This is a genomic window from Pseudomonas sp. 05N434, assembly GCF_056396965.1.
Window position 1 is genome coordinate 1 of the sequence record NZ_JBFTMK010000129.1, and the last position, 9,893, is coordinate 9,893.

Below are 9,893 nucleotides of genomic sequence, written 5' to 3' on the forward strand. Positions count from 1 at the left end.
ATCCAAGAGGTGATTGATGCGCGCCAACTCGTCTGATCCACAARACACCGTCACAGCGACACAACCGATCAAAGCCGAGCGTCTGCGCTTGCTGGATCGAATCAGCAAATACCGTCAACCCATCGGTCTGGCGGTCACTTTGCTGCTGTTCGCCATCGCGCTGATTGCCTGTCGTCACCTGCTGAGCGAACTCGATCTGTACGCGCTGCACGACTCGATCCTGGAAGTGCCGAGACCGGCCTTGCTGGGAGCGTTAGGCGCGACCGTCGTCGGCTTCATCATTCTGCTGGGTTACGAATGGTCGGCCAGCCGTTATGCCGGCGTGACACTGGCGCCGCGAGTCGTGGCGCTGGGGGGCTTCACCGCCTTCGCCATCGGCAATGCCATCGGTCTGTCGCTGCTGTCGGGGGGCTCGGTTCGCTACCGTCTATATGCACGGCATGGCGTGGGGGCTTCGGAAGTCGCGCACATGAYGCTGTTTGCCAGCCTCTCGCTCGGCTGCGCCCTCCCGCCCCTGGCCGCCCTCGCCACCCTCAGCAACCTGCCCGCCGCCTCGCTGGCCCTGGGTTTCTCCGAGACGTTGCTGGGTGCGATTGCAGGGGCCGTGCTGCTGCTCGCCACGGTACTGGCGATCGGTATCTACCGCCGTCGCTTGCCGGAACAGCCTTACCCGGACAACCTGCTGGTCAAGGTCGGCCGCCGTACCTTGCGCCTGCCGGGCCGCCGCCTGACCTTCCTGCAACTGGTCATCACCGCCCTGGACGTGGCCGCCGCCGCGACAGTGCTCTATCTGTTGCTGCCCGAAGCGCCACCCTTCGGTGCGTTCCTGCTGGTCTATCTATTGGCCCTGGCCGCTGGCGTGCTCAGCCATGTACCCGGCGGTGTCGGGGTGTTCGAAGCGATTTTGCTGGCGGCCTTCGCCGACAAGCTCGGTGCCGCGCCACTGGCTGCCGCCCTGCTGCTCTACCGCCTGATCTACGTGATCTTGCCGCTGCTGGTGGCTTGCGTACTGCTGCTGATCAACGAAGGCCAGCGCCTGTTTCAGACACGCCAGACGCTACGCGCCGCCTCAGGCCTGGCCGCGCCGATTCTGGCGGTGCTGGTGTTCCTGTCCGGCGTGGTGTTGCTGTTCTCTGGCGTAACGCCGGAGATCGATACGCGCCTTGAACACATCGGCTTTCTGATCCCGCATCGACTGGTCGACGCCTCGCACTTCGGCGCCAGCCTGGTGGGCGTGCTCTGCCTGCTGCTGGCTCAGGGCTTGCGTCGCCGCCTGTCGGCCGCGTGGATGCTGACCACCATTCTGTTGTTGGTCGGCGCCGTGCTCTCTCTGCTCAAAGGCTTCGATTGGGAAGAAGCCAGCCTGATGACCCTGACAGCAAGTTTGCTGGGGGTTTTCCGGCGTTCGTTTTACCGTCCCAGCCGCCTGACCGAGCTGCCGTTTTCGCCGCTGTATCTGGTGTCGAGTCTTTGCGTACTCGGCGCATCGATCTGGTTGCTGCTGTTCGCCTATCAGGACGTTCCGTACAGCCATCAACTCTGGTGGCAGTTCACCCTCGACGCCGACGCCCCGCGAGGCTTGCGTTCGTTGCTGGGTGCCGCGGTGCTGCTGGTGGTGGTGTCCCTGACGTGGCTGCTGCGTACCGCGCGTCCGATAATCCACCTGCCAACCTCCGATGAACTGGAGCGCGCGGCTAATATCCTCATGGCCTCGTCCCAACCGGATGGCGGCCTGGCCCTGACCGGTGACAAGGCGCTGCTGTTTCACCCCAACGACGAGGCGTTCCTGATGTACGCCCGCCGTGGCCGCAGCCTGGTAGCGCTGTATGACCCGATCGGCCCGACCCAGCAACGGGCGGAAATGATCTGGCAGTTCCGTGACCTGTGCGATATCCACCACGCCCGCCCTGTGTTTTATCAAGTGCGTGCCGAGAACCTGCCGTACTACATGGACATCGGCCTGACTGCGATCAAGCTCGGCGAAGAAGCCCGGGTCGACCTCAAGCGTTTCGATCTCGAAGCCAAAGGCAAAGAGATGAAGGACCTGCGCTACACCTGGAACCGTGGCACCCGTGACGGCCTTTCGCTGGAGATCCATGAGCCGGGGCAAGCGCCGATGGACGAGCTCAAGGTGATTTCCGATGCCTGGCTGACCGGCAAGAATGTGCGCGAGAAAGGCTTCTCGCTTGGGCGTTTCAGCGATGACTACCTCAAGCACTTCCGTGTCGCGGTGATTCGTTTCGAAGGGCGCCCGGTGGCGTTCGCCAACCTGCTCGAGACCTACGGTCATGAACTGGCCAGCCTCGACCTGATGCGCGCACACCCCGACGCCCCTAAGCTGACCATGGAATTCATGATGGTCGGCCTGATTCAACATTATAAAAATCATGGATACGCGCGCTTCAGCCTGGGCATGGTGCCATTGTCGGGGTTGCAACCCCGGCGCGGCGCACCACTGACCCAGCGCTTGGGCTCGATGGTGTTCCGCCGTGGTGAGCAGCTGTATAACTTCCAAGGTTTGCGCCGCTTCAAAGACAAGTTCCAGCCTGACTGGGAACCCCGTTATATGGCCGTGCCCGCCGGACTCGATCCGCTGGTGGCCCTGGCCGACACTGCCGCCCTGATTGCGGGCGGCTTGACTGGATTGGTGAAACGCTGATGATTCAACGCTCCCTGCGGTACGTACTGGCCACACTGGTAGTGCTGGCCCTGATTGTCGGTAGCGGTTACTGGTACCTGAAACGCCCGGCACCCGAACCGACCCTCGAACTGCTGACGCCAGCCGATGGCGCCGCGATGACCCGCGTCATCCCCGGCACMACGCCGCGCGCGCAGGTGCTGGTGGCGGTCAATGAAGAGCAGAAGCTCAGCGATAAACAATTGATGACCCTGAGCCGCAGCGGCTCTGCGCAGATCGTCCAGGTGATCCTGCCCAAGGACTGCATCCAGCAAAGTCGCGCTCTGCAGGCAGGCCTCAGAGAGCTCAAAGGCCCGGCAACCCTGGTCAGCGGCATCGGCCCTGGCGCCGTGCTGGCGTGGCGCTGGCTGGCCGAGCAGAAGGACGACAAGGCCCAGGCCATTTCGGTTGACCTGGCCCTGGAAAAACCTGGCTGCACTCATCTGCTGCCAAAAAGTGCCGCCCACGGTCACTGGCTGGTGGCCTGGAACGACAACCCGGACGACACCAGCGCCGGCTTCGTGCGTGACCAGCCCAACGCCGAAACCAGCATCAGCGACTACGACATCAACCTGCCGCAAGTGCTGAACAACGAACTGCGCAAAACCCTCGTCGGTGGCGATAAAGCCGCTGGCGGCCTGCAGATTCCGGTGGTCGAAGTGCCAGCCGGCCAAGCCAAGGACACCGTGACCCTATTCCTCTCCGGCGACGGCGGCTGGCGCGACCTGGACCGCGACGTGGCCGGCGAGATGGCCAAGATCGGCTACCCAGTGGTCGGCATCGACACCCTGCGCTACTACTGGCAGCACAAGAGCCCGGAACAAAGCGCCCTGGACCTGACCGAACTGATGCAGCACTACCGGCAGAAATGGGGCACCAAGCGCTTCATCCTGACCGGCTACTCATTCGGCGCCGACGTTCTGCCAGCCATCTACAACCGCCTGCCGGAAGCCGAACAGCAGCGGGTCGACGCAATCATCCTGCTGGCCTTCGCCCGCACCGGCAGCTTCGAGATCGAAGTCGAAGGCTGGCTCGGCAACGCCGGCAAAGAARCCGCCACCGGCCCGGAAATGGCCAAGCTGCCGCCGGCGAAAGTGGTGTGCATCTACGGTGAGGAAGAAGTCGACGAGAGCGGCTGCACCGACAAGACCGCCGTGGGCGAAGCGATGAAACTGCCTGGCGGCCATCACTTCGACGAGAACTACCCGGCGTTGGCGCAGCGATTGGTGGATGCCATCGTGAAGCGTCAAGCGAAGGAGACGGCGGCTCAGGAGTGATCTGAGTCCCCGGACACAAAAAAGCCCCCGACACCTTATGGTTGCGGGGGCTTTTTCATTAGCACGCAATTTAACCGCACCACAGGGGGCTGCGCTGAACTCAGATAAATGGGGACATGTTTAGTCTCGTTTACAGAAGGTGTCACAATATCGGATGACGCCCGCAGACCTTGTAGGCAAACTCCGAATCTTTCTTTTTGGGCACTTTGCCGTCTTGTTGCGTTTTTCTTCGACGGGATACTCTCGGACGTCGCTGACCATTCAGCGATCGGGCTTGGAAACCCGTCGGATACTAGCCGCAACAGYGCCCCTTCATGATTGCATGCGTTTTTTGTGATCATGAGTTATGGCAGCTGTGCGTGGGACGCCCTCGGGCGTGCCGGTTTCCTAGTTCCCGGTTTCCAACCTGCGTACAGCTGTCACCCATTCGCTTGGAAACGAATGAGTCAGCTCCTCAACTAGGATTTTTGACTATGACTAAAATTGATGTTTCCGCGATTTCAGAACTAAAAACCCTCGGCTTCACCCCTCTCATCTACTGCTCGGATCAGGCGCTATTCAACGTCCGCGCCGGCGTCCCCATCGTTGATGCATTGTCACAAGCCTCCGACCTGCTGTTCCTCGCCAGATCATTTACCGAGGATGCAGCCTACGCAAAAGACACCGACCGCCACGCCTGGGCCGCGCATTATTTGACGGCGATGAGTAAGGCGGTGATTGATGATGTGGTGAAGGTGCTGACACCGCGACCCGCCCGAACAAAGACCGAATCTGAAGAAGAATTGCCTGAAAGCAAGTAAAGGCACAGACACAAAAAAGCCCCCGCTACCTTCATGGCAACGGGGGCTTTTTCATGGGGGCTTACATCTCGACCTGGGTACCTAGTTCAATCACCCGGTTCAGCGGCAGATTGAAGAAACGCAGGTTGCCATTGGCGTTTTTCAGCATGAAGGCGAACAACGCCTCGCGCCAGCGGGCCATGCCTTCGAGCTTGGAGGCGATGACTGTCTCGCGGCTGAGGAAGTACGTGGTGCGCATCGGGCTGAAGTCCAGGTTATCGAGATGACACAGCTTCAGTGCTTGCGGCACGTCCGGCTCGTCGGTGAAACCGAAGTGCAGGATGACCCTGAAGAAGCCTTCGCCGTAAGAATCGACCTCGAAACGTCGTTGCGGCGGGACGCGCGGGATGTCTTCGTACACCACTGTCAGCAACACCACTTGCTCGTGCAGCACCTGGTTATGCAGCAGATTGTGCAACAGCGCGTGGGGCACGGCATCCGGGCGAGCGGTAAGGAACACAGCGGTGCCCTGGACCCGATGTGGCGGTTGCACGCGGATACTGCTGATGAAGATCGGCAGCGGCAACCCGCCTTCGTCCAGGCGATCCACCAGCAATTGCTTGCCGCGTTTCCAGGTGGTCATCAGGATGAACAGTGCGATACCGGCGATCACCGGGAACGCGCCACCCTGAACGATTTTCGGCACGTTGGCGGCGAAGTACAGACCGTCCACCAACAGGAAACCGAGCAACACCGGGACCGCAAGAACCGGTGGCCACTTCCACAGCAGCAGCATCACCGCCGACACCAGAATCGTGGTCATCAACATGGTCCCGGTCACCGCCACGCCGTAGGCCGAGGCCAGGGCGCTGGAGGACTCGAAGCCCAGTACCAGCAGGATTACGCCGACCATCAGCGACCAGTTCACCGCGCCGATATAAATCTGCCCTTGCTCGGCACTGGAGGTGTGCTGAATGCGCATCCGCGGAATATAGCCGAGCTGGATCGCCTGGCGGGTCAGGGAGAACGCACCGGAGATGACCGCTTGCGAGGCAATCACCGTGGCCATGGTCGACAACACTACCAACGGGATCAGCGCCCAGCTTGGCGCCAGCAGATAGAACGGGTTGCGGGCGGCTTCCGGATCACCGAGCAGCAATGCGCCCTGACCGAAGTAGTTCAGTACCAGTGCGGGCAGCACCAGAATGAACCAGGCCCGAGCGATCGGCTTGCGACCGAAATGGCCCATGTCGGCGTACAGCGCCTCGGCACCGGTCAACGCCAGCACCACGGCGCCAAGAATAGTGATCCCCATGCCTGAATGGTCCACGAAGAAGCGCACGCCCCACACCGGGTTTATCGCTTGCAACACTTCCGGGTGCTGGCTGATGCCATACACACCCATTGCACCGAGTACCAGAAACCAGGTGACCATGATCGGCCCGAACAGAATGCCGATCCGCGCCGTACCGTGACGTTGAATCAGAAACAACGCCACCAGCACCACCAGCGACAGTGGCACCACCCAATGGTCGATGCCTTCGAAGGCCAGCTCCAGCCCTTCAATCGCCGACAGTACGGAAATCGCCGGGGTGATCATGCTATCGCCGTAGAACAAAGCCGTGCCGATCAGCCCGCAAACCACCAGCAGCGTGCGTAATTTTGCATGCCCCCCCGCCGCTCGTCGTGCCAGCGCGGTCAAGGCCATGATCCCACCCTCGCTCTGGTTGTCGGCCCGCAATACGAACAGTATGTATTTGATTGACACGACCCAGATCAGCGACCAGAAGATCAGCGCCAGAATGCCCAGCACGCCGTCATGGTTGACCGCTACGCCATAGCCACCGGTAAACACTTCTTTGAGGGTGTACAACGGGCTCGTGCCGATGTCGCCATAAACCACTCCGACCGCCGCGACCAGCATGCTGATCGGCTTCGCCGCCGAATGCCCACCGGCTATCGCCTGACTACTTGCCTGCCCCATCCGTCACTCCTACTACTCAGATCCGGCCTCTTCGAAGAAGCACTATGATTTGTGGTGCAGCATGCACTGTTTTACTTGTTGTTACAGACGTTTTATTGACTGTAAAAAATCGATAAAGCGTAACGGCGCGAAGCATAGCGCAGCACTCGTCGTATTTCCCTGCATAAAGCTGGTCAAGTGCGCCGCCCATCGTTAGAATTGCGCACTTTTTGACCAGAGGGTGCAACATAGCGCCCGTCTGTCGCCTTGCCGTCATCGGCTGGAGGCGTCACAAATACCGAGGTTAGACATGTCCACCACTCCTGCGCCGGCCAATCCAAAGGTTGGCTTCGTATCCCTGGGTTGCCCGAAAGCACTGGTCGACTCCGAGCGCATCCTTACCCAGCTGCGCATGGAAGGCTATGACGTTGTGTCCACTTATCAGGACGCCGACGTCGTGGTGGTCAATACCTGCGGCTTCATCGACTCGGCCAAGGCTGAGTCCCTGGAAGTGATCGGCGAAGCCATCAAGGAAAACGGCAAGGTCATCGTGACCGGCTGCATGGGCGTCGAAGAAGGCAATATCCGTAACGTGCACCCGAGTGTGCTGGCCGTGACCGGTCCGCAGCAGTACGAGCAAGTGGTCAACGCCGTGCACGACGTCGTGCCGCCGCGTCAGGATCACAACCCGCTGATCGACCTGGTGCCGCCGCAAGGGATCAAACTGACCCCGCGCCACTACGCCTACCTGAAGATTTCCGAAGGCTGCAACCACAGCTGCAGCTTCTGCATCATCCCGTCGATGCGCGGCAAACTGGTCAGCCGCCCGGTCGGTGACGTGCTCGACGAGGCCCAGCGCTTGGTCAAGTCCGGCGTCAAAGAGCTGCTGGTGATTTCCCAGGACACCAGCGCCTATGGCGTCGACGTGAAATACCGCACCGGTTTCTGGAACGGCGCGCCGGTGAAAACCCGCATGACCGAACTCTGCGAAGCCCTGAGCACCCTCGGCGTCTGGGTTCGCCTGCACTACGTTTATCCGTACCCGCACGTCGACGAGCTGATCCCGCTGATGGCCGCCGGGAAAATCCTGCCGTACCTGGACATCCCGTTCCAGCACGCCAGCCCGAAAGTCCTCAAAGCCATGAAACGCCCGGCCTTCGAAGACAAGACCCTGGCGCGCATCAAGAACTGGCGCGAAATCTGCCCGGACCTGATCATCCGTTCGACCTTCATCGTCGGCTTCCCCGGCGAAACCGAAGAAGACTTCCAGTACCTGTTGAACTGGCTGACCGAAGCCCAGCTGGACCGCGTCGGCTGCTTCCAGTACTCGCCGGTCGAAGGCGCACCGGCCAACGATCTGGACCTGGAGATCGTTCCGGACGACGTCAAGCAAGACCGCTGGGATCGCTTCATGGCGCACCAGCAGGCCATCAGCTCGGCACGCCTGCAAATGCGCATCGGCCGTGAGATCGAAGTGCTGGTGGACGAAGTCGACGAGCAAGGCGCGGTTGGCCGCTGCTTCTTCGATGCCCCGGAAATCGACGGCAACGTGTTCATCGACAATGGCAGCAACCTGAAGCCGGGCGACAAGGTCTGGTGCAAAGTGACTGACGCCGACGAATACGACCTGTGGGCTGAACAGATCTAAACGCAAAAAATACGAAAAGCCCTGCTCTCTTGACGAGATGCGGGGCTTTTTTACGTCTATCGTTTTGTGGGAGAAAAAACTCGCAGCCTTACAGGAACGGCTCTTAACAGAAGGAGCAAGCGGCCATGCGCCAACATTCGGTCATTTACACACCGAAACAGAGCGACTACGAAGAACTCACCCGCGTGTGGGAAGCCTCGGTGCGCGCTACCCATGACTTTCTGCCCGACAGCTACATCGAACTGCTGAAGAACCTGGTCCTGACCCGCTACCTCGACGCCGTCATGCTGATCTGCACCAAAGACTCGCGCCAGCGCATCACCGGGTTCGCCGGCGTGGCAGCGGGCAAGATCGAAATGCTGTTCATCGATCCGGATCACCGTGGCCAAGGCCTGGGCAAGCAATTACTGCGCTATGCCCTGGAACACCTGAACGCCGATGAGCTGGACGTCAACGAGCAGAACCCACAGGCCCTGGGTTTTTACTTCAAGCAGGGCTTCGAGGTAATTGGTCGTTCGGAACATGACGGTATGGGCCAGCCTTACCCGTTGCTGCACATGCGTTTGCGCCAGGGCCAGCAACTGGCGCGCAATGGCTGACACACCATGGCGCCATGTGGGAACAGGCTTGCTCGCTCCCACATTAAAAACACATGAGGCAAATGGACTCGCGATTAACCCGCGCCCAGCAGGTACAATGCCCACCCCTTTTTTGTTACGGCCCTGTCATGACTGACCCGATTCGTCTCTCCAAACGCCTCATCGAACTCGTCGGCTGCTCCCGTCGGGAGGCTGAGCTGTTCATCGAGGGCGGCTGGGTCACCGTCGACGGTGAAGTCATCGACGAGCCGCAGTTCAAGGTCGACACCCAGAAAGTCGAGCTCGACCCAGAGGCCAAGGCCACTGCGCCGGAGCCGGTGACCATCCTGATGAACGTCCCGGCGGGCATGGACGCGGACAGCGCCATGGCGACCCTCAGCGCCGCGACCCTGAGCGAAGAACACCGCTACGGCAAACGTCCGCTCAAGGGTCACTTTCTGCGCCTGACCGCCAGCGCCGACCTGCAGGCCAACGCCAGCGGTCTGCTGGTGTTCACCCAGGACTGGAAGATTCTGCGCAAACTCACCGCCGATGCCAGCAAGATCGAGCAGGAATATGTGGTCGAGGTCGAAGGCGACATGGTGGCTCACGGCCTCAACCGCCTGAACCACGGCCTGACGTACAAGGGCAAGGAACTGCCGCCGGTCAAAGCCAGCTGGCAGAACGAAAACCGCCTGCGCTTTGCCGTGAAAAACCCACAACCGGGTGTGATCGCCCTGTTCTGCCAGGCCGTCGGCCTGAAGGTCGTCGCCATCCGCCGCATCCGCATCGGCGGTGTGTCCATCGGCAAAGTGCCGTTGGGGCAATGGCGCTACCTGTCCGGCAAAGAGAAGTTCTAAGGCTTTTCCCGCCGCCATACATTTCGGCGCCGCAGCTTCATGCGGCGCCCACAGCGAAATATCAGGACTGCACACATGATTCATAACGACGTACTGCGCAGCGTGCGCTAC

At 60.8% G+C, this 9,893-nt stretch carries 7 protein-coding genes; 6 read left to right on the forward strand and 1 reads right to left on the reverse strand.

All coding sequences use genetic code 11. From position 1 onward, the window contains the following. Positions 1-16 precede the first annotated feature (16 nt). The 3 genes from mprF to AC1DLB_RS10980 all read left to right on the forward strand — a co-directional run bounded on the left by mprF (position 17) and on the right by AC1DLB_RS10980 (position 4,754). The gene (gene mprF / locus AC1DLB_RS10970; protein WP_477784995.1) at positions 17-2,659 is read left to right on the forward strand and encodes a bifunctional lysylphosphatidylglycerol flippase/synthetase MprF; all 2,643 of its coding nucleotides are present in this window, start codon (positions 17-19) and stop codon (positions 2,657-2,659) included. Continuing rightward, positions 2,659-3,954, forward strand: coding sequence for a virulence factor family protein (locus tag AC1DLB_RS10975; RefSeq protein ID WP_477784996.1), 1,296 nt, complete (start codon positions 2,659-2,661; stop codon positions 3,952-3,954). The genes mprF and AC1DLB_RS10975 overlap by 1 nt, the downstream gene beginning before the upstream one ends. Before the next feature lie 473 nt (positions 3,955-4,427). After that, positions 4,428-4,754: a DUF3077 domain-containing protein gene (locus tag AC1DLB_RS10980; protein ID WP_086944782.1), complete on the forward strand. Its 327-nt coding sequence runs from the start codon at positions 4,428-4,430 to the stop codon at positions 4,752-4,754. Positions 4,755-4,815: 61 nt separating this feature from the next. On the opposite strand, the gene AC1DLB_RS10985 is transcribed toward AC1DLB_RS10980, so the two are convergent. After that, the gene (locus AC1DLB_RS10985) at positions 4,816-6,717 is read right to left on the reverse strand and encodes a potassium transporter Kup (RefSeq protein WP_477745477.1); all 1,902 of its coding nucleotides are present in this window, start codon (positions 6,715-6,717) and stop codon (positions 4,816-4,818) included. 289 nt (positions 6,718-7,006) lie between these two features. On the opposite strand from AC1DLB_RS10985, the gene rimO reads away from it, so the two are divergent. The 3 genes from rimO to AC1DLB_RS11000 all read left to right on the forward strand — a co-directional run bounded on the left by rimO (position 7,007) and on the right by AC1DLB_RS11000 (position 9,782). Beyond that, the gene (gene rimO / locus AC1DLB_RS10990; protein ID WP_018926946.1) at positions 7,007-8,344 is read left to right on the forward strand and encodes a 30S ribosomal protein S12 methylthiotransferase RimO; all 1,338 of its coding nucleotides are present in this window, start codon (positions 7,007-7,009) and stop codon (positions 8,342-8,344) included. 125 nt (positions 8,345-8,469) lie between these two features. Then, positions 8,470-8,943: a GNAT family N-acetyltransferase gene (locus AC1DLB_RS10995; protein WP_018926947.1), complete on the forward strand. Its 474-nt coding sequence runs from the start codon at positions 8,470-8,472 to the stop codon at positions 8,941-8,943. 128 nt (positions 8,944-9,071) lie between these two features. Continuing rightward, positions 9,072-9,782 carry an rRNA pseudouridine synthase gene (locus tag AC1DLB_RS11000; protein ID WP_477743352.1) on the forward strand — a complete coding sequence of 237 codons (711 nt, stop codon included), beginning with the start codon at positions 9,072-9,074 and terminating at the stop codon, positions 9,780-9,782. Positions 9,783-9,893 lie beyond the last annotated feature (111 nt).

Coding starts and splice junctions, on each gene's coding strand:
- AC1DLB_RS10980 (WP_086944782.1), top strand. CDS start 4,428: ATGACTAAAATTGATGTTTCCGCGATTTCAGAACTAAAAACCCTCGGC.
- AC1DLB_RS10985 (WP_477745477.1), bottom strand. CDS start 6,717: ATGGGGCAGGCAAGTAGTCAGGCGATAGCCGGTGGGCATTCGGCGGCG.
- rimO (WP_018926946.1), top strand. CDS start 7,007: ATGTCCACCACTCCTGCGCCGGCCAATCCAAAGGTTGGCTTCGTATCC.
- AC1DLB_RS10995 (WP_018926947.1), top strand. CDS start 8,470: ATGCGCCAACATTCGGTCATTTACACACCGAAACAGAGCGACTACGAA.
- AC1DLB_RS11000 (WP_477743352.1), top strand. CDS start 9,072: ATGACTGACCCGATTCGTCTCTCCAAACGCCTCATCGAACTCGTCGGC.